The sequence below is a fragment of the Psychrobacter sp. YP14 genome, from assembly GCF_003209315.1.
GTDB lineage: Bacteria > Pseudomonadota > Gammaproteobacteria > Pseudomonadales > Moraxellaceae > Psychrobacter > Psychrobacter raelei.
On record NZ_CP029789.1, the window covers coordinates 238889 to 258208 of the forward strand.

18 protein-coding genes and 2 tRNA genes are annotated in these 19320 nt (G+C 45.9%); 13 read left to right on the forward strand and 7 right to left on the reverse strand.

Annotated elements, in window-relative coordinates; all coding sequences use genetic code 11:
* Positions 1–75: 75 nt before the first annotated feature.
* From DLE54_RS01020 to DLE54_RS01030, 3 genes are all read left to right on the forward strand, one after another.
* Positions 76–492, forward strand: a complete 417-nt coding sequence (locus DLE54_RS01020) for a F0F1 ATP synthase subunit epsilon (protein ID WP_011959487.1) — start codon at positions 76–78, stop codon at positions 490–492.
* Between the two features lie 340 nt (positions 493–832).
* Complete coding sequence (locus DLE54_RS01025; protein WP_110815954.1) at positions 833–1549, forward strand: response regulator; 717 nt, start codon at positions 833–835, stop codon at positions 1547–1549.
* Positions 1550–2038: 489 nt separating this feature from the next.
* On the forward strand, positions 2039–3730 hold the full coding sequence (locus tag DLE54_RS01030; RefSeq protein WP_110815955.1) for an ATP-binding protein: 1692 nt from the start codon (positions 2039–2041) through the stop codon (positions 3728–3730).
* A 56-nt stretch (positions 3731–3786) separates the two neighbouring features.
* On the opposite strand, the gene DLE54_RS01035 is transcribed toward DLE54_RS01030, so the two are convergent.
* A complete protein-coding gene (locus DLE54_RS01035; RefSeq protein WP_110815956.1) occupies positions 3787–5247 on the reverse strand; it encodes an ATP-binding protein in 1461 nt (486 codons plus the stop codon).
* Positions 5248–5368: 121 nt separating this feature from the next.
* Between DLE54_RS01035 and rpsP the strand changes: the two genes are divergently transcribed.
* From rpsP to uvrC, 6 genes are all read left to right on the forward strand, one after another.
* Positions 5369–5632 (forward strand): 30S ribosomal protein S16, encoded by a 264-nt coding sequence (gene rpsP / locus DLE54_RS01040; RefSeq protein WP_011959493.1) that lies wholly within the window; start codon positions 5369–5371, stop codon positions 5630–5632.
* Positions 5633–5721: 89 nt separating this feature from the next.
* Positions 5722–6252 carry a ribosome maturation factor RimM gene (rimM, locus tag DLE54_RS01045; RefSeq protein ID WP_110815957.1) on the forward strand — a complete coding sequence of 177 codons (531 nt, stop codon included), beginning with the start codon at positions 5722–5724 and terminating at the stop codon, positions 6250–6252.
* Positions 6253–6342: 90 nt separating this feature from the next.
* Positions 6343–7104 (forward strand): tRNA (guanosine(37)-N1)-methyltransferase TrmD, encoded by a 762-nt coding sequence (trmD, locus tag DLE54_RS01050; RefSeq protein ID WP_011959495.1) that lies wholly within the window; start codon positions 6343–6345, stop codon positions 7102–7104.
* Between the two features lie 273 nt (positions 7105–7377).
* Positions 7378–7794 (forward strand): 50S ribosomal protein L19, encoded by a 417-nt coding sequence (gene rplS, locus DLE54_RS01055; protein ID WP_011959496.1) that lies wholly within the window; start codon positions 7378–7380, stop codon positions 7792–7794.
* 286 nt (positions 7795–8080) lie between these two features.
* Positions 8081–9595: a DUF3360 family protein gene (locus tag DLE54_RS01060; protein WP_011959497.1), complete on the forward strand. Its 1515-nt coding sequence runs from the start codon at positions 8081–8083 to the stop codon at positions 9593–9595.
* A 143-nt stretch (positions 9596–9738) separates the two neighbouring features.
* On the forward strand, positions 9739–11583 hold the full coding sequence (gene uvrC / locus DLE54_RS01065) for an excinuclease ABC subunit UvrC (protein ID WP_110815958.1): 1845 nt from the start codon (positions 9739–9741) through the stop codon (positions 11581–11583).
* An 82-nt stretch (positions 11584–11665) separates the two neighbouring features.
* Here the strand turns inward: uvrC and DLE54_RS01070 are convergent, their stop codons facing one another.
* The 6 genes from DLE54_RS01070 to DLE54_RS01095 form a co-directional block, all read right to left on the reverse strand.
* Complete coding sequence (locus DLE54_RS01070; protein ID WP_110815959.1) at positions 11666–12472, reverse strand: hypothetical protein; 807 nt, start codon at positions 12470–12472, stop codon at positions 11666–11668.
* A gap of 68 nt (positions 12473–12540) precedes the next feature.
* Positions 12541–13872 carry a beta-ketoacyl-ACP synthase II gene (fabF, locus tag DLE54_RS01075; RefSeq protein WP_011959501.1) on the reverse strand — a complete coding sequence of 444 codons (1332 nt, stop codon included), beginning with the start codon at positions 13870–13872 and terminating at the stop codon, positions 12541–12543.
* 72 nt (positions 13873–13944) lie between these two features.
* Positions 13945–14355, reverse strand: a complete 411-nt coding sequence (locus DLE54_RS01080) for a hypothetical protein (RefSeq protein WP_110815960.1) — start codon at positions 14353–14355, stop codon at positions 13945–13947.
* Positions 14356–14425: 70 nt separating this feature from the next.
* The gene (locus DLE54_RS01085; protein ID WP_011959503.1) at positions 14426–14785 is read right to left on the reverse strand and encodes a SirB2 family protein; all 360 of its coding nucleotides are present in this window, start codon (positions 14783–14785) and stop codon (positions 14426–14428) included.
* Positions 14786–14849: 64 nt separating this feature from the next.
* A complete protein-coding gene (locus tag DLE54_RS01090; RefSeq protein ID WP_110815961.1) occupies positions 14850–15182 on the reverse strand; it encodes a BolA family protein in 333 nt (110 codons plus the stop codon).
* Positions 15183–15403: 221 nt separating this feature from the next.
* Entirely contained in the window at positions 15404–16207 is an 804-nt protein-coding gene (locus DLE54_RS01095; protein WP_110815962.1) for a M48 family metallopeptidase, read from the reverse strand.
* Between the two features lie 285 nt (positions 16208–16492).
* Here DLE54_RS01095 and DLE54_RS01100 point away from each other — a divergent pair.
* The 4 genes from DLE54_RS01100 to torC all read left to right on the forward strand — a co-directional run bounded on the left by DLE54_RS01100 (position 16493) and on the right by torC (position 19277).
* Positions 16493–16568, forward strand: a tRNA-Gly gene (locus DLE54_RS01100).
* 136 nt (positions 16569–16704) lie between these two features.
* A tRNA-Gly gene (locus DLE54_RS01105) sits at positions 16705–16780 on the forward strand.
* A gap of 954 nt (positions 16781–17734) precedes the next feature.
* Entirely contained in the window at positions 17735–17887 is a 153-nt protein-coding gene (locus tag DLE54_RS01110; protein WP_083757354.1) for a periplasmic nitrate reductase, NapE protein, read from the forward strand.
* Between the two features lie 154 nt (positions 17888–18041).
* On the forward strand, positions 18042–19277 hold the full coding sequence (gene torC / locus DLE54_RS01115) for a pentaheme c-type cytochrome TorC (protein WP_011959506.1): 1236 nt from the start codon (positions 18042–18044) through the stop codon (positions 19275–19277).
* The last annotated feature ends 43 nt before the right edge of the window (positions 19278–19320 follow it).

The window sequence follows — 19320 nt, forward strand, 5'->3', positions numbered from 1 at the left end:
ATTAGCGATCAGCTATCGCAATTTAAGACATTTATATCAAATTAGTAAGTTAATGAGTGAATAACGGAGAGTCGCATGGCAACCTTACAGTGCCGAGTAGTCAGTGCTCGTGAAGAGATATATGCTGGTGAAATCAGTATGTTAATTGCGACGGGTAGTGAAGGTGAAGTTGGTATATTAGCAGGTCATACCCCGCTCATCACACTATTAAAACCGGGCTCAATGCGCATTCAAACACCTGATGGCAATGAAGAAGTCATCTATGTGTCTGGCGGTGTTCTTGAGGTTCAGCCTAAGCTTGTGACCGTACTTGCAGATACTGCAGTGCGTGCCCATGACTTAGATGAAGCTAAGATTGTTGAAGCTCGTAAAAAAGCGGAGCAAATGCTGGCTAATCAGACTGAGACTTTACAGACCAATGCGGCATTGGCCTCTTTGGCAGAATCTGTTGCCCAGCTACAAACGATTAGAAAATATCGTAACCGTGCTTAAGGCTTATACTGCCTAGTAGTGTATACATATTAAATACTTATTAAAATAAAAAAACAGCCTATACTAGGCTGTTTTTTTATGTGTTAAGATTAAGTCGATAACTATTAGTTTGTTTATTAATAAAGCTCACGCGCTGAAGTGGCATTAGTATTTGAATAGACTAAGGTATGAATAAATAGGCTTTTGGGCTAACATAATAAACTCAAGCCTGATTAATAAAGGCTTTTATGGCTATACTGATTGATGACAATATAGTTAATCTATATACTAAATGTAATGCATACTTTTAAGTAGAGAAGGCAATCACAATAAACATTGATAACTGTTTTGAGGAAGAATAATGTCTAATATTGAAGAAGAACAAACCCCACGGATTTTAATTGTAGAAGATGATGAACGTCTTGCTATGTTAACCCAAGATTACTTGGTTAAAAACGGCATGGATGTCGCCATCGAAACTGACGGTAACCGTGCTATCCGCCGCATTATCAATGAACAGCCTGATTTGGTTGTATTAGATGTGATGTTGCCAGGTAGCGATGGTCTAACCGTTTGCCGTGAAGTACGTCCACATTACCACAGCCCAATTTTGATGCTGACTGCGCGTACAGAAGACATGGACCAAGTCTTGGGTCTTGAGATGGGTGCTGACGATTATGTCGCTAAGCCTGCTCAGCCTCGCGTATTATTGGCTCGTATCCGCGCTTTATTACGCCGCTCAGAGAATGCACCTTCAGAAGAAGTACCACAGCGCTTAGAGTTTGGTGAGCTGGTTATCGACAATGGTGGCCGCTCAGTAACCCTAAATGGCGAATTGGTTGACTTCACCAGTGCTGAATATGACTTACTATGGCTGTTGGCCTCAAATGCAGGTCGCATCTTATCACGTGAAGACATCTTTGAGCGTCTGCGTGGTATTGAGTATGATGGTCAAGACCGTTCAATTGACGTACGTATCTCACGTATTCGTCCAAAAATCGGTGATGATCCAGAAAATCCAAAACGCATCAAAACAGTACGCAGTAAAGGCTACTTGTTCGTTAAAGAAGGCAACTAATTTTTACCTAAATAGTTGCTGCAGATGGTGTTGCTCATGCGGTGATATAAAGCTGACATAGGCCTAACTGCTATCTGCTGTCTGATTAGCTTTGATTTATCACAAAGCCGGCTATAATAGCTGGCTTTTTTGTGTTTGGCTTTTGATTGATCTTTAGCATAGCGGTCGTGTTCGACTGGTTTTTGTGTACTTTGTGCTAATTAATGGCCTATTTTGACAGTTTTTTTACAAAACTTGTGCCCTGACAACAAAATTTCAAACCATAGTAGTCGGAACTGGCCTTATAATTGAGTATCATTTCCTCCTAAGCGACCTCTTAACGCCAACCGATTATTTTTTAAGTCTTTACCCACTCATTTATGTTGTTAACTACCAATATTAACTCATAAACGGGTAGCTTTAGTAGACACTGGTAGCAGCTTGGTCATCGGTAGGTTAAAAATCCAAATTAGGGTAAACTAGGATAAAATTAATTTTATTAGATGTCATATGCCAATATTCTCATCCTTAAAACATAGTATTTTTCTGCGCATCTATGCCGGCTTATTATTGGTTTGTCTTTTTGTTGCCTTATTTGCCCAGCTGTTGGTGGACACCATCAATAAAGAGCGTATTCAAACCTATAGAGAAAACGTGGCCACAGGCGCTTTGTATTTGGTCAGTTCGGGTCTAAAGCAGCAAGCTTCTGAGACCCAGCGCGAATATTGGCTTAATGATATCAGTCAATTATTTGGTAATAATTTTAGTATTCAGCCAGAGTCAAGTATCGACTTTAAGGCCAGTGAGCTTAAGCGTTTAGAGCAACAAAAAACAGTGGTACGTTATGTCGCTCAGCCGGCCTATGCCGACATTTTTCATCCTATCGAGGGTGAAGATAATGTCATTACTGTGCGTATTAGCAAAGTCACTGAGCAACAAGTGCGTGCCATGGCAGTGCTGCTTTTAAATGATTTGTCCTACTTTCCTGACCTTGAAAGCAAGCGTCAGCGTCTTAGTGAAATTTCAGAAAAATTCGCGTTTCCACTTAGCATTGAAAATGTTGATAAGCTTGAACTAGATGATGATCAACTGCGCCGGCTAGAGCGTGATGAAGTGGTCATGCTATTTCGTGACAGTACCCGCTCTGATGACTCCTCTATTAAGATTATAGCGCCCTCTGAGCTTGAGAATATGGCGTTGGTTATTGGGCCGGTTAGTCTGTTTAAGTGGTTCCCCTTTAATCTGATTATCAGTGTGGTGCTTATTAGCATGTTCCTTATTAGTTTGGGAGTGTATGCACTGATTTTCCCACTTGAGCGCAAATTGCAACTGATTCAGTCCGGTGTTAATGAAGTCGGCGATGGTAATTTAGATACCCGCGTGCAGGTGGTGGGTCAAGATGAGATTGCTCGATTGGCCGCCACCTTCAATGCCATGACTGAGCACATCAAGCGCCTTATTGAGTCACAGCGGGAGCTAACCAGAGCGGTGTCACATGAGCTGCGCACCCCTGTGGCACGTATTCGCTTTGCGGTAGATATGTTGGCCGATACTGAAGATCAAGAATCTCGAGAGATGCAACGCGACTATATCGATGAAGATATTGAGTCGTTAAATGGTCTTATTGATGAGATTTTAACTTACGCTAAGTTAGAAGAAGGCTCGCCTAAGCTAGACCTTGAGCCGGTGAGCTTAAAAGAGCTGGTCGATCAGATTGTGCGTGAGACCAATGCGTTAGGTAAGCCTATTGAGATAGTGGGTATAGCACCGACAGCCAAGGTGACTGCGGTGGCAGACAGACGCTACCTACACCGTGTGGTGCAGAACTTGGCGGGTAATGCCTTGCGTTATGCTGAGTCGAAGATTGTTATTAGCGCCGGCGTACGTAAAGGCGAGGCTTTTGTGTCGGTAGAAGATGATGGCCACGGTATTCCAGAAGAAGATCGCGATAAGGTATTCGTGCCTTTTGCGCGCTTAGATGACAGTCGCACGCGCGCTTCAGGGGGCTATGGCCTCGGGCTGTCTATCGTGTCACGTATTGCGTTTTGGTTTAATGGCACCATGTCTGTGGATGAAAGTCCGAAATTGGGCGGCGCTCGCTTTACCATGAATTGGCCGATTAAGCCGTTAACCCAGACCATTTCAGCCGATCAATTAACGCAAGAAAAAGGCGCTCGTAAACTGATAGACAGCGACAGCTAATTCATTAGCTGTCCTATTGTCTGGTCTTACTCATACTGGTCTTGCTCATGCGGACCTTATTCATGATAGGCTTCTACGTCATCCTCATCGTTAGGCTCCCAGTCCGTAGGCTGGGTCTGAGATAGCAGTGGGATACGCACACATACTTGCAATCCGCCTTCAGGATGATTGATGGCTTCTACCGTGCCATGATGTAGCCCTGTAATGCGCTGTACGATGGCAAGACCCAGTCCGCTACCTTGAGTCGTCCGAGCCGATTCTCCACGCTCAAAGGGCTGCATAATGCGCTCTAATTGATCATTTGCTACCCCAGGGCCGCAGTCGCGCACACAAATGATTAATTGCTCCTTAGCCTTGCGTACCATACCTGGCGTGGACACTGAGGTTTCGTCATCTGGATCCACCTGTTGCGAATTAAAGGTTGGGGTAATGGTAGCGGTCAAATAAATGGGCGGCTTACCATAGCGCTGAGCGTTTACGATTAAATTAATAATAAGACGCTTGATAGACATGGGTCTGACCGCCACCTCGCGCAGTCCATCGGATTGATAGATGAATTCAAGGGGTGCAAATTGCACCATCACCTCTTTAAAAATACTGTCCAAATTGGTCAAGCTGACCGCCTCATCGGAGCCATCTTTCATAAAGGAGATGAACTGCTCTAAAATGGCATCCATGTCTTCGATATCGTAAATCAGCCCTTCTCGAAAAAACTCATCGGGCAGCATCTCAGCGGTAAGCCGCATTCGAGTCAGGGGCGTGCGCAAGTCATGTGAAATACCGGCAAGCATAATGGTACGCTCTTTTTGAGCCTGATTTAGTGTCGTAAATAGGCGGTTAAAGGCCATGTTTACGCGGCGAATCTCAGTGGTGCCTGTATTGGTGGGTAGGGTCGTGGCGCTGCCCAAACTGATATAGTTGGTCGCCGCTTGTTGTAGCTTACGCAGCGGACGGTTTAATTGACGTACCAATAATAAAATGGTCACCAATGCCAATAGCGGAATGCCCAGTAAGAAGAAAATCAGCGAACTTGGGCTATACTGTGCATAAAATATAACAGGTTCACGTATCCAAAACTCCGGTGATGCTGTATCCTGAACCCAGAGCTGCGGCGTGGGTTTAAACTTAAAATAAACCACACTGTCACGGCCTAGCTGCTGGCTGATTTCTTGCTGAATAACATCGGTAAAAAACTCAACCACAGCTTTATCTGAAACATCAGGAAACTGACTGGGATCTTCAACCACCGCAATATGATTGTGGGCGAAAATCCAGCGGCTAACCTCCTCATTGTCTGCCCAATCCTGACGCGTTGCATTGACGAGCTTCAACTCAGTGGTTAGGTAACGAGCATGGTTTTTTAGCTCGGGCAAATACAAACTGCGCCAAAAAAACCAGATTGAAACCGCCACACTGACGGTCACTACCAGCATCACAGCAAGGGTGGTCTGCCAAGTGTTGGAATAAGGCTTCAGTCTAAAACGTGAGCGTATGGAACGAGAGGCTGAGTGGGTCATTGGGATATCGCTTAGTAGTTTATTGTTGGTTACAGTTTTAATTAAGGTAAAGGTTTCCAAGTCATTAGTATTCTGATATAATTATGCCCTTTTTGGTATACCTACGGAAGAGAGAACTCAAATGGTTGTTATTCGTTTAGCACGGGGCGGTGCCAAAAAACGCCCATTCTATCAAGTTGTTGTAGCTGATCAACGTCGTTCACGCGATGGCCGTTACATCGAAAACTTAGGTTTTTACAACCCACTAGCGAAAGGTCAAGAAGTTGAACTTCGTCTAGACATGGACGCTTACAATGCTTGGATCGAAAAAGGCGCACAGCCTTCAGATCGCGTTAAAGCATTGGCTAAAGGTTATAAGCCAACAACTGAAGAAGCAACTGCTTAAGACATCATTTGCCTTGCAATGGGAGTGTATCTCATTGCAACCAAGTTTTGAGTAATTGTTTTTTTATTAATTGTGGCTGAGCAAGTCTTATGACCAAACCAAACGCTGACAGTCTTATGAAAATAGGACAACTAAAAAAACCATACGGCATTAAAGGCTGGTTATGGGTTTTTAGTGAAACTGAGGAACGAGAAGCTATTTTTAGTTATTCGCCTTGGTGGATGAAAACGGCTACAGGCTTTAAACCCCTGACCGTGACTCAGTGGCGCCGACAAGGCACAGGTATTGTGGCTCAATTTGAGCAAGTCCCTGATCGCAATGTCGCCGAAACGATGAACGGGGTTAGTATTTGGATTGATAAAGACAGCTTACCTGGCACTGAAGAGGACGAGTACTACTGGTCTGATTTGGTGGGCTTAAGTGTCATTAATAAGCAAGATGAGTGCCTAGGCACAGTCAAAGAGCTGTTCGAAACTGGCGCACACCCGATTATGAAGGTAGTGCCGAGTCAAGACAGTATCGATGATGAGCCGCGCATGATTCCTTGGCACAAACAAACTGTCGATGTGGTTGATTTGGCTGCCGGACGGATGGTTGTAGATTGGGAACGTGATTTTTAAGCCCATAATTTAGATTAAGGCTTAACAATGATTCCTAGTTATTCAACGATTGTCTGTATTTTGACGCATTAATAAGATGGAGGTGACCTAATGTATTTCGCTGTCATCACCATTTTACCTGAGATGTTTACCGCGATAAGTGAGTATGGCATCACCGGTAGAGCGGTTCAAAATAAGCAAGTGGTTATCGACTGCATAAATCCTCGCGATTTTACGACAGACAATTATCGCCGTATCGATGAGCGCCCTTTTGGTGGTGGTCCGGGTATGGTGATGATGGCAGAACCTTTGGCAAAAGCCATAGCGTATGCCAAGTCGCAAGCAAGCTTACACGGCTGTATCACAGATTCAGAGCACTGTCCGGTTGTCTATCTGTCTCCGCAAGGCGATAAATTAGATGAAGCTGCAGTGGTTTCTATGCGTCATTATGAGGCTATGATTCTGTTGTGTGGTCGCTATGAAGGCATTGATGAGCGACTGTTAGCGCGTTATGTTGATATGGAGATCTCTATTGGAGATTTTGTATTGACCGGTGGTGAGCTACCTGCGATGGTATTGATGGACAGTGTCATACGCCGATTGCCCGATGTTATGGGTGATGCAAAGTCGGCTGAGCAAGACTCCTTTGTTGAAGGGTTGCTAGATTGTCCGCACTATACCAAGCCTCATGACTTTGAGGGGCTACAAGTGCCAGAGGTGTTATTATCTGGACACCATGCCAATATCGCAACGTGGCGGTTTATGCAGCAAGTTGAGCGCACCAAACAAAGGCGTCCTGACTTGTGGCAATCCTTTACCCCAAACGCCGAGCAAGCCCGCTTGCTCAAAAAAGTTAACAAAACGATGAAGTAGAGAGCCGATAGAACTTTCAATATGCTTTGTCTAAGTGCTAACTTTACTGTTTTTTATTATCCCAGATTCTAAACTAGCTGGCTAAACCCGATGATAAACCAACTTAATATCATGGCCTAAGCCGTTAGGGTTATTGGTTCAATATCAATAACAATCGAAAACCGATTTCTTATTCCTGTTTCCCCAGTCCGCTCGTATTGAGCTTAAGGGGTGATTATTATAAACGGGTGGTATGCGTGTTAGCCTATGCCGTCCCATGTGAGGAGCAATCTCATGAGTAATGTACATCCATTAGTACAAGCAGTTGAAAATTCACAACTACTTGAGCGTCCTAACTTCTCTGCTGGTGATACAGTTGTTGTTCAAGTAAAAGTTCGTGAAGGTGACCGTGAGCGTCTTCAGGCTTTTGAAGGTGTGGTAATCGCTAAGCGTAACCGTGGTCTTAACTCTGCATTTACCGTTCGTAAAATCTCAAGCGGTATCGGTGTTGAGCGTGCTTTCCAATTACATTCACCAATCATTCATAGCATTGAAGTGAAGCGTCGTGGTGCTGTACGTCGTGCGAAACTTTACTACTTACGTGAGCGTTCTGGTAAATCTGCACGTATCCGTGAGAAATTATCTGCACGCGTTCAGACTAAAACTAGCGCGAACGTTCCAGAAGCAGTAGAAACTGCACCAGGCATCTAAGCTGATCCTACTTTAGGTTAAAGCATTAATTAGTTGTATACCAAAAAGAGCTAATGGCCCTTAACAGCCATTAGGAAAAAGCCCCAGTCTTAATTGATTGGGGCTTTTTCATTTGACTAGACAATTTTTATTCTATAAATCAGTGATTTAGCGATAAATAGCACTCGTATTATTTGTGCAGTTAGAATACAATAAGCTTACACATGTACTGTATGAATTTATACATCTATTCCTTTTAACATCCTAAGCGTACGGAAGATATTTTTTATTAGTATAAGGAGATACTATGAGTAATGACTCATTGCCTAATTCAGGACACGACTCTATCACTGATGAGGGTCCTGTTTTAACCGGTACTTATGAGCAGCTGCACAAGCCCAGTTCAAGTTTCGCCAGTCGCGATGACTACCTTAATCACGAATTACAAATCATGCAGCCTAAGCGCTGGAAACCCAACTTGCCGTTTCGTGATTATCGCTTTGAATTCGAAGATACCATTCCTGCTTTAGCAGCCACCATTGGTAAAGTGGTCATGGTGGGCGCCATTGCCGCGACTTTCGCCGGTGCTCTTAATTTGGGTGATGCCTTTATTCTAGAAAACGTGCGTTATGAGTTACTTATTGTCTCGTTTTTTGTGGTGCTATTCTCCGGATTTATTCTTCCTACCGCCAACTTGGCCGGTACCCATGGCCCCTTAATTCCGCTTATTCCTATTGTGGTATTGGCAGGCGGTCACCCGATGGCCTTTGGTCTGTTAATTGGTCTGTTTGGTATCTTGCTCGCCATTAGTAAAGGGGGGAGTCTGCTGGCCAACTTGACCAGTAAAGGGGTGTGTGGCGGTCTGCTATTGTACTTGGGCTTTATTGGTACCACCTCTCAGGTGACCAAGCTGCTTAACTGGTCCAAAGACATCAATATGCCGCACATTGCCTTTGTGGTAATTTTGAGCACCATTGTGTTGTATGCGGTACTGGAAAACTACAATAAGCGCTGGCTTGCGGTTCCTTTGAGCTGCTTATTGGGCGGCGGTGTTGCTTTCTTACTGGGTGCGCCTTTTGCATTTGAGACTGCGCCAGGTATGCCGCATATGAGTCCGATGTACTGGTGGGGTGAAAACACAGGATGGATGTTGGGTCTGCCCAATTTAGAGAGCTTCATGGTGGTACTGCCATTCGCGGTACTGGCAGTAGCCATGTGGTCACCTGACTTCTTAGGCCATCAGGTGTTCCAAAAAATCAGCTATCCCAAGCGCACGGAGCGTGTGGTGATGAACATTGATGACACCATGACCAGTGCCTCTATCCGTCAGGTAGTGGGCTCGGTATTAGGCGGCGCAAACTTTACCTCATCTTGGGGAACTTATATTGTGCCTGCAGCAATTGCGAAGCGTCCTATCCCAGCAGGCGCTATTTTGACCGCTGTTTTTTGTGTGATCGCAGCGATTTGGGGCTATCCTATGGATTTGGCCATCTGGGAGCCTGTGATGTGTGTGGCGCTGATTGTGGGCGTATTCATTCCGCTACTTGAGGCGGGCATGGAGATGACACGTGAGGGCAAAACCACTCAATCTGCAGCCATCGTAGTATTCGCCTCTGCCTTGGTAAACCCAGCCTTTGGTTGGTCTTTAACTATGCTACTAGACAACTTAGGGCTTATTGGCTCAAAAGAGCGCAGCGCAGGCCTAAGTAAAATGAGCCGCTGGATTATTCCCGCCTTTATGTTCGTACTATTAACGGTGGTTATGGCCATGGTAGGTATGTTGCCAGGTATCCCTGCATTGATGCCAAGCTTTAGACACTAAGCTCTCACCATAAGTCTAAGCCTCACGTATAGCAAAAAGGTTGTAAAAAGCTGGCGTTATGCCAGCTTTTTTTTGTGCTTGCAATAATGCCCCAAAAGCCCCATAAATAAAGGTATCTTTAATAATTTTTGGTTTAATACGTTATGGTGACTCCGTCGTTAACGGCTCAAGCCGATGACAAGCAAGCCCGTCTAAAGCATCTGATAAAAAGACTGCCTAATTTACCAGGGGTGTATAAGATGCTGGGTAAAAACGGTGATATTTTGTATGTCGGTAAAGCCAAATCGCTTAAAAGCCGCGTCAATAGCTATTTTGCCAAAACCATTGACCACCCTAAGACCCGTGCGCTGGTGTCTCGTATTCATGACATCGAGACCATCATTACCCGCAGTGAGACTGAAGCGTTATTGCTTGAGCAAAACCTGATTAAAGAGCATCGTCCGCCTTATAACGTGCTGCTGCGTGATGACAAATCCTATCTGTATGTGTTTATCTCCGCTGACCAGCCTTATCCGCGTCTGGCTTATGGCCGCGGTAAGGCCAAGCATCAAAAGGGCAAGTTTTTTGGACCCTTCCCCTCAGCACACGCTGCCAAAGAAACCTTGGTGCTGATGCAAAAGATGTTTCAGATGCGCCAATGTACCAATACCTTTTTTCGTCAGCGCAAACGCCCCTGCCTTGAGTATCAGATTAAGCGGTGCCGCGCCCCATGCGTCGGCTTGGTGTCTGCTGAAGAGTACGCAGCCGATGTACAAAACACCATCCGCTTTTTAAAGGGGGACTCAAGCGACATTCACACCACCTTGATTGAGAAGATGGAACACTCTGCTGAAGCGCTAGACTTCGAAAAAGCAGCCTTTTATCGTGATCAACTCTCCATGCTGCGTGAAGTACAATCACGCCAAGCGGTATATACAGTGCAAGGGGAGGCCGATGTTATCTCCATTGCCAGTCAAGCAGGTATGACCTGCGTTAATGTGCTAACCGTGCGTGGCGGGCGGGTATTGGGCGGCAAAAACTACTTCCCCGATGTCGATAGCAATGAGCCGATCAATGACAACTTATCTGCCTTTATCACCTCATTTTATTTTCAAGTTACCGATGATTTGCCAGCAGAGATTATCATTAGCCACGAGCTGCCGGATCAGATGGCACTGCAAGAGGCGCTAAGCACCCACTTTGAGGCTAAGACGGTCATCAAAACCAATGTGCGCGAGCACCGTGCAGAGTGGCTGGATTTGGCCAAACTAAATGCGCACAATGCATTAAAGACCAAGCTTGGCGATTATCTGGAGCTGCATGCCAGATTTGCTGCGTTAAAAGAGGTGCTCGAGCCGGTCAGCCAAAGCAGCATAGACACCATAGAGTGCTTTGATATCTCGCATACCATGGGTGAGGCGACCATTGCCAGCTGTGTGGTGTTCGATCAAGGCGGCGCCCGTAAACGTGATTATCGACAATACGCCATTCATGGGGTGCAAGATGGCGATGACTATGCTGCTATGGCGCAGGCCATTACCCGTCGTTATAAGAAGCATCCTTTGCCAGATGTACTGCTCATCGATGGGGGTAAGGGTCAGCTGTCTATGGCCAAAAATGTGCTTACTGAGCTTGGCCTTTTAAATGACACCTTGCTGATTGGGGTAGCCAAAGGCGAGGGACGTAAAGCGGGTCTTGAGGTGCTGCACTTTATTGAGCATGAACCGCTCGACTTACCGATGGACTCTAAGGCGCTGCATTTAATTATGAATATTCGTGATGAGGCGCACCGCTTTGCCATCACGGCGCATCGCAAAAAACGCGATAAACGCCGCTCATCATCGGTACTTGAAGCCATTCCAGGTCTGGGAGAGAAGCGCCGCCGTGATTTACTCAACCACTTTGGCGGGCTGCAACAGCTACTGGGCGCATCGCAGCAAGAGCTTGAAGGGGTAAACGGTATTGGTAAAGTGATGGCCAACACCATTTATAAAGTGTTGCACGAGTAGACTGAGCAGCAACAAACAACAAAGCGGTAGGCTTGAGGCCTACCGCTTTGTTGTCTGTGCTGTGCTGTGCTGTGATTAAGACTTACTTGCTGCTTAAACGGTGCATGATTTGATCACGCAGCCAAGCTTTTAAATTCTCTGACATATCGGCCAACTGCTCACTTAAGTAGTCATCGATATGCGCCTCAAGACCTTTGATAAACTCCTCATCAAGCTCGCCTTTGAGCGCCGCAAATTCAAAAGCGGGCGGGGTGCTGGTATCGGGGGCAGTGACGTGCTTGCTCGTTTCACCCTTATCGGTTGCTGCCGTGTCAGCTGCAACCGGGCTTGCTACCTCCGCCGCTTGCTGATACGCCTCGGTTTCAATCTCGCTCTGATCTAGCTTGCTCTGGTTTAAGGCTTCTTGATCCAAGTCAGAGAGGGTATCGAGGGTATCAGCTGTGCTGTCAGCAGCTAGGCTAGACTCTGAGGCGGTGTCTAATAAGCGGCTTTCGGCTAAGTTATCTGCTGAATGGTCTTGCTCAATCTGTGCTTCGGCAGCCTGCTCAGCCTGTTGCTGACTTAAAGCGTGCTGCTTAGCTGCCTGTGCTTCAAACGCTAAGCGCTCAGTTTCAAGCTTTTCATATTCTAGTCTCTCAGCTTCTAGACGCTCAGCTTCTAACTGCTCTGCCTGCAGGCGAGCTGCGGCATGCTCAGCTTCGACCTCGGCATAAATGGCTTCAATATGCTCATGCAAATCCGGCACAGTAAACTCAAAGCTGTCTAAGTCGGTCTCAGCCTCTAACAGACGGACGATATCATCAAACTCTTGAAATAAGGCCTCTTTCACAGGCTGAGGCGCATTGCTCCAGCGGTGTGAAAATTGATGCGAGAACGCGACTTGTGACATGCTAACAGGTCTCCTGTTGGATTAGACAATAAGGGTAAATCAAGCCATTAAGCAGCAGGCGTGTAAAGCTACTCTGACCAGCGCCCGAAGATTAATGTACCATTGGTACCACCAAAGCCAAAGCTATTGGACATGGTGTAATTAAGATCTGTGACAGAGCGGGCTTTGTGCGCTACATAGTCCAGACGGCACTGCTCATCGACATTATCAAGGTTAATGGTGGGCGGCACCTCTTGCTCTAATAGAGCCTTAACACTAAATACCGCTTCAATAGCACCGGCGGCGCCCAGTAGATGTCCGGTCATAGACTTAGTGGAGCTGACCAAGATGCTGTCTTTACAGGCTTCAAAGACGGTCTCGATGGCTTGAGACTCAGCGATATCACCGGCTGGGGTACTGGTACCGTGCGCATTGATATAGCCAATGTCACAGGGCTTAATACCCGCATCATTGATGGCCATAACCATAGAGCGGGCAGCACCGTTACCATCGGTCGGCGGCGCAGTGATATGATGCGCATCATCGCTCATACCGAAGCCCACAAGCTCTGCTAAGATTTTAGCGCCGCGTGCTTTGGCATGGGCCAAGCTTTCTAACACCAGTACCCCTGAGCCATCACCCAATACGAAGCCATCACGGTCCTTATCAAATGGACGGCTGGCACGAGTTGGCTCATCATTGCGGGTAGACAAAGCGCCCATTGCAGCAAAACCTGCCATACCCAGCGGGCTTGAGCCTTTTTCGCTACCGCCAGCGAGCATCACATCACAGTCGCCATAAGCGATAAGACGGGCGGCCAGACCAATGGCGTGCGAGGCTGAGGTACATGCAGTGGCAGTGGCTAAGTTTGGGCCACGTAAGTTGTGCTTAATGGCCACCATACCTGAGGCCATATTGATAATGGTGCCTGGCAAGCAAAACGGAGACACACGGCGCACGCCTTGATTGGCCAGCGCATCGCGGTTGTCCTCGATAATCTGGATACCACCGATACCTGAGCCAATGATGGCACCGAAGCGATCAGGGTCTACGTTTTGAACTGGAGCAGGCTCAGCAGACAGGGTATCGATAAAGCCGGCTTGTTTTAAGGCCATGCCCGCTGCCGCTACGCCGTAGTGGACGAAGCTGTCATAACGGCGTGCTTCTTTTACGGCCATATATTGGCTGACATCGAAGCCTTCAATAGTGCCGGCAAATTGTGAGCGATAAGTAGACGCATCAAAATGGGTAATGGGCTTAATACCACTTTCACCCGCAATGAGGCGCTGCCAAGTGCTGTCCACATCCAGGGCAAGAGGCGTGATGGCGCCCATGCCTGTGATGACCACACGTTGATGGTCGCTGCGCTCATAATGGGGGGCTTTTGTTGTTGGATTATTATTATTTATAGGTAGACTCATGATGGTATCGCCTTATCCTTAGCTTTGGCTTTGTTGTTTATTTATTGCCTAGTTTTTGTTTAATGTTGGTGTTTATTCACCATACACCTTTAATTTGGCCGCAAAGGCACAGTTTTTGATACGGGCAGATTGTACGACCGCATCGCTTTCGCCATAAAGACGAGAGAGCTTGGCATCACGGGCAGCATTGTTATTGCTTTTGCCCAGGCCGATATTTATGTTGGGTGAAATGCCCCAGCGTCCTGCCGATACACCGACGCCCACACCTGTGGTGGTGATGCCCGAAGCGCTGGATTTTTCATTATTAATATAAGAGTTGATTCGATTGTATTCTTGAGACAAGCTTGCACAGTCATAGTTTTGATAGGTGCTGGGCGGAATGTACTGCGGGGTGACATTGCCGGTGCTGGCACAGCCGGTTAATACCAAGGTGCCGAGCAGAGCACTTGAGGCCAGTAGCGCATTAAGAGTAAGTTTTGGCATAAGGGTTCCTAGATTTGCTGTTGGGTTCGTCGTGGGGTAACCATTGTGTTAACGGCTAATGTGTTAACGGCTAAAAAAAGTTACCCGGTTTTACGAAAGCTAAGGTAACAATACCGATATAAGCCACTAAGGCAATGAAGATGCCCGCCTTACTTTGTGCAACTGTCGCTGTGGCTCTAAAGGCCTTAATACTAGCACTTATTGCCGCAAGGAGTAATATAATTTTGGCCGCCACCCACTGTAATGGCGCCCCAGTAGACAGAAGTGGCATCACCGTGATTGCGCCTGAAATAATCAATAACGTGTAGACAATGTGAGTGGCAATTTTGCCTTTTTTATCGAAACGCTCACCTTTGGCCAACACCAAATAACTTTGCCACAAAAATAATGCAATGGTTATAAAGGCCATCAACATGTGCATGTGTTTCATAAGTTCCTCAAGCCGATGGGTATGGGACGGTATAGATAATTAGATTTAAGCCAAAATAAAGACGCTAACCTTTGTTTTGTCCTGCACACAAGGGGCTAGCAGGTACAGATTGCTGCTCTTGTAATAAGCTATCCCACTCTTCAGGGGTATACGCATGAATCGCTAGGGCATGAATGCTGCCGCCTTGAGAGGTCATTAACTCACCGGCCTGTGCATAGATGAGCTGGTGACGTGCCACGGCTCTTTTTGACACAAACTCAGGGCTGACTATGGTAAGTTTAAAGTGGCTTTCTTTGCCTTCAAAATAGCCGGCATGATTCATAGACTCGTTAACCAGATCGACATGCGTAGGGCTAAGTGCGTTAAGACGTTCAATAAGCTGATTATGAACTTGCAAAGTATATCTCCTAAACGATACGGCCTATAACTGTGGTCATTAATTTAAGTGTGCACAGTTTTAATATGCCTATATTAGCAGTTAATGGGTCTTATACTCCAGTGTACAAGTGCAAACAAATTGCTACGAGTTTATCACTGAGGCGTTATTTGGACAAAAAAACAGCCAATGCAAGGCAGTTGGCTGTGGTTATAATAAGCGTAGCAGGGTAGGTTAAGCGCTTACTTTTTGTAGTAAGGCATCACTTGGGGAATAAGCGCTTGCAAGGTAGCAATACGGCTAGAGCTTGAAGGGTGAGTGCTTAAGAATTGTGGTGGCTCGCCTTGGCTGGCTGCCTGCATTTTTTTCCATAGGCTGATGGCCGCATTTGGATCATAGCCAGCTTTGGCCATCAGCACCAGACCGATCTGATCCGCTTCTGACTCTTGGGTGCGGCTGTGCGGACGGGCAATACCTAGGTCACCGGCAATATTGGCCAGCTCAGCTTGACCTTGTGATAGGCCAAAGATACTGGCGGCAAGGCCAATGCCGGTCTGGGTAGCATATTGACTCGACATACGCTCACGGGCATGTTCACGTAAGGCGTGTGCCATTTCGTGGCCCATAATGGCGGCAATCTCAGCATCAGTCAGCTTTAGCTTATCGATAATGCCTGAGTAAAACATGATTTTACCACCGGGTAATACAAAAGCGTTCAACTCAGGTGAGTTAATGGTATGCACTTCCCACTGCCAATTTTTGGCATCACCGCGGTAAGCTTCTGCTTGTGGAATGAGCTTACGTGCAATGCTGTTTAGGCGGGCAAGCTGGGCGGCATTGGTATCGAGTACTTTTTGTTTGCTTGCTTTTTGTAGCAGCTGATTGTAACTTTGCGCTGACATTTGTAGTACTTGATCGCTTGAGACCAATAACAGCTGCTGACGGTCACTGCCGATAAGGCCTGAATTGGTGGTTGAGCTACAGCCGGTTAATGCCATAACCGATAAAGAGGCGGCAAGGGTGCTGCGAATTAAAAAGTTTTTCATTATTATCCTCTCAATAAGGAAAGTACTGCGCAAGCCATTAATAGCCAAGGCGCAATGAGTATCCAAGTCATCAATATTGTCGCTATAGTAACGAAATTTTATGTCTGGTAAGGTAATAAAACAGCGGTTTATTGTAAATGTAGAGTTACGGTTTGACAGAATTTTTCGCGCTTCGAACGAAAAAATGCGATAAACCAAAAAAAAGTGTTGACACTGTACAAAATTAATCTATAATAGCCCACCTATCAAGACGCAGCAATGACTATGGTCTAAGCGACTGATTAAGCGGGAATAGCTCAGCTGGTAGAGCACGACCTTGCCAAGGTCGGGGTCGCGAGTTCGAATCTCGTTTCCCGCTCCAATTTGCTTTAATATGATTACCTATTTAGTAATACGTTATTTTAGCTTTAAGCGCACGTTTCAAACGGCCGGTATTGACAGATTCTATTTTTAATCTATAATACCTGTCTTAGCTAGTCAGCACGATCTTACCAAATGCGGGAATAGCTCAGCTGGTAGAGCACGACCTTGCCAAGGTCGGGGTCGCGAGTTCGAATCTCGTTTCCCGCTCCAAATTCGCTCTTAGAGCAAAAAAAGCCCCACATATTCACTATGTGGGGCTTTTTTTATGCCCAGTTTTTGAGCCTGTCTGATCCGATCTACTACTCATACCCAGTTTATTCGATATTTTTTAATCACGTATCTCTTTCTATCCTACTCTCTATCTATCTATCTTACTCTCCATCTATCTCATTTTATCTACCTACTCACACACCTAACCGTCCATACCTGTAACCACCCATATACCTACTCATCCATACATCTACTCATCCATACAACAACGCTGCCTGACGGGCTGTGTTTATAGCAGTTTTGCGAAATACACACGATGTGCAATACAACCTTAGTATTTCGTTCACAAATTAGAAATATTTATGCTTGGTGTTTTTCTATAAAAATTAAGCAGCTTTTCACAAAAATGGCAAAATTTGGTGGCTATTTACTATTACCTTAATTATAATAAGGATATTATCAAATTGTATATATATTTTATAACTATATGCGGTCAGGGCACAAAAAATAAGTGATTATCAGACAAGCCAAATAAATTGGATGACTGTCATAGCGTAATCGAGTTTTATGATAGGCCATTAGCATTGCTTTAATATATCTAAACTTATATTAATCGTAGGTTAAGTTTAGTTTAAAATTAAAGATTACATAAAGTAACATTTATAGTTTTTAAACTTTATGTGGTCACAGCGCATTCGCAAGGACTGTGCTTAGCGCGCCTTAAAGCCTTCTGCTCCAATACCGCGCCTCATTTATTGGCTAAGCAATGTTACCTCCAACGGCAATTGCTATCTGCCGTCACAGTAAGCCTTCTCGCGCTTATGAATTATTAACACTGACGGGTCGTTATCTTTGACCTTATCGGTTAGCCACTATCAGACAGCCATTAGCAAGTCAGCAGTCATTATCGACAACAAACATTATCGAAAATAAAGAAACAAAAAGGGGAGTTGTATGCAATCAAAAGAGCAACCCATCAAGCGTGAGTGGCTTACCGCGCTACTTATGTCTTTTATCGCCTTGCCATTTTTGGCCATATTATTTGTCTGTGCGTATGGCTTTATTGTGTGGTTTGGCCAGATGTTTTTTTGGGGACCACCCACGTAAACTCAGCCAGTTTATTGAGATAAATGGGCTATCAATGAGCGCGTATCGGCTTTGGCCAATGCGCATTACTGATTATTAAAAGGCATCAAGCACCTAATCAGCGAGTGAGCTATTTACGGATAGCAATTGATGCAAACAATGGCAAGGAATCATCATGAACGCAATTAAACGCCTATTTGGTTGGCTGCGTCAGCTTCTATTTAAACCGGCTGCAAAAATTGGGCTTGGTGTATTGATTATCATCGGCTTCGTAGGCGGGGTATGGTTTTGGGCAGGCTTTAACTCAGCGTTAGAAGCGACAAATAGCGAAGAGTTCTGTTTGTCTTGTCATACCATGAAAGACAACATGCTGCCTGAGCTACAAAAAACAGTGCATTGGCAAAACCGCACTGGGGTGCGTGCTGAGTGTCAAGATTGTCACGTGCCACACCAGTTCACCGATAAGATTGCCCGTAAGATGCAAGCCTCGCGTGAAGTGTTGTCACACGTTATGGGCGATATCGGTACACGCGATAAGTTCTTGGCACACCGCGGGGTATTGGCGCAGCGTGAATGGGCTCGGTTTAAGGCGAATAACTCAAAAGAGTGCCGCGCTTGTCACGACTATGACAGCATGGACTTTAGCAAAATGCGCGTGACCTCACAGATGATTATGCGTAGCGCCGCTGAGCGTGATGCCAGCTGTGTTGACTGTCACAAAGGGATTGCGCACGAATTACCAGTTATGGAAGGCATGCACAACCCCGCGTTCGACTCTTTGGTATCTGAGGCGGGCAGCACCAAGATTAATGTGGGCGAAACTTACTATAACATCGTGCCGCAACCTTTATATTTAGATGCTGAAAAAACCAAGCAAGCGGGCACCATTGAAGTGGCGGCGCCTGCAAAAGTTATTGCCCACGAAAAAGGCATGACTCAAATTGAGCTGGATATGTGGCGTAAGAACAAGGGCTTCGGCCGAGTTTGGTACACTCACTTTGGCCTAAACATTGTCGATGCCGTCATTGAAAAAGATCTGTCTCGTGATGAGAGTATTGTGAAGGTAAAAGAGTCCAAAGAGGATCCTTTAACCGGTCTTGAATGGCAAAAAGTCAGCGGTACTTTCTGGGTAGAAGATGGCCTATTAATGAAGAGTCTAGAGCCTGCTTGGGACATCGCCGGACAGACTTATGCAGAGAACTGTAGTGTGTGTCACCGTCAACCAAACCCAGCCTCGCATGATGCCAACCAATGGCCAGGGCTATGGAGTGGTATGGTTGGATTTACCAACCTTGACGCAGATACCGGCGGCTTAGTACTCAAATACCTACAGCTGAACTCATCTGACTTTGCGGGTGCCAAAAATGCCCCAGGCTCACCTGAGAATACGCCTCAGATGGCTCGTCCATAAGGCACCATGCGCATAATAAGACACACAAGAATAGGCAGAATAA

What these genes read in the sequence shown, in the direction of transcription:
- DLE54_RS01020 (WP_011959487.1), top strand. Translation starts at nt 76, where the DNA reads ATGGCAACCTTACAGTGCCGAGTAGTCAGTGCTCGTGAAGAGATATAT.
- DLE54_RS01025 (WP_110815954.1), top strand. Translation starts at nt 833, where the DNA reads ATGTCTAATATTGAAGAAGAACAAACCCCACGGATTTTAATTGTAGAA.
- DLE54_RS01030 (WP_110815955.1), top strand. Translation starts at nt 2,039, where the DNA reads ATGCCAATATTCTCATCCTTAAAACATAGTATTTTTCTGCGCATCTAT.
- DLE54_RS01035 (WP_110815956.1), bottom strand. Translation starts at nt 5,247, where the DNA reads ATGACCCACTCAGCCTCTCGTTCCATACGCTCACGTTTTAGACTGAAG.
- rpsP (WP_011959493.1), top strand. Translation starts at nt 5,369, where the DNA reads ATGGTTGTTATTCGTTTAGCACGGGGCGGTGCCAAAAAACGCCCATTC.
- rimM (WP_110815957.1), top strand. Translation starts at nt 5,722, where the DNA reads ATGACCAAACCAAACGCTGACAGTCTTATGAAAATAGGACAACTAAAA.
- trmD (WP_011959495.1), top strand. Translation starts at nt 6,343, where the DNA reads ATGTATTTCGCTGTCATCACCATTTTACCTGAGATGTTTACCGCGATA.
- rplS (WP_011959496.1), top strand. Translation starts at nt 7,378, where the DNA reads ATGAGTAATGTACATCCATTAGTACAAGCAGTTGAAAATTCACAACTA.
- DLE54_RS01060 (WP_011959497.1), top strand. Translation starts at nt 8,081, where the DNA reads ATGAGTAATGACTCATTGCCTAATTCAGGACACGACTCTATCACTGAT.
- uvrC (WP_110815958.1), top strand. Translation starts at nt 9,739, where the DNA reads ATGGTGACTCCGTCGTTAACGGCTCAAGCCGATGACAAGCAAGCCCGT.
- DLE54_RS01070 (WP_110815959.1), bottom strand. Translation starts at nt 12,472, where the DNA reads ATGTCACAAGTCGCGTTCTCGCATCAATTTTCACACCGCTGGAGCAAT.
- fabF (WP_011959501.1), bottom strand. Translation starts at nt 13,872, where the DNA reads ATGAGTCTACCTATAAATAATAATAATCCAACAACAAAAGCCCCCCAT.
- DLE54_RS01080 (WP_110815960.1), bottom strand. Translation starts at nt 14,355, where the DNA reads ATGCCAAAACTTACTCTTAATGCGCTACTGGCCTCAAGTGCTCTGCTC.
- DLE54_RS01085 (WP_011959503.1), bottom strand. Translation starts at nt 14,785, where the DNA reads ATGAAACACATGCACATGTTGATGGCCTTTATAACCATTGCATTATTT.
- DLE54_RS01095 (WP_110815962.1), bottom strand. Translation starts at nt 16,207, where the DNA reads ATGAAAAACTTTTTAATTCGCAGCACCCTTGCCGCCTCTTTATCGGTT.
- DLE54_RS01110 (WP_083757354.1), top strand. Translation starts at nt 17,735, where the DNA reads ATGCAATCAAAAGAGCAACCCATCAAGCGTGAGTGGCTTACCGCGCTA.
- torC (WP_011959506.1), top strand. Translation starts at nt 18,042, where the DNA reads ATGAACGCAATTAAACGCCTATTTGGTTGGCTGCGTCAGCTTCTATTT.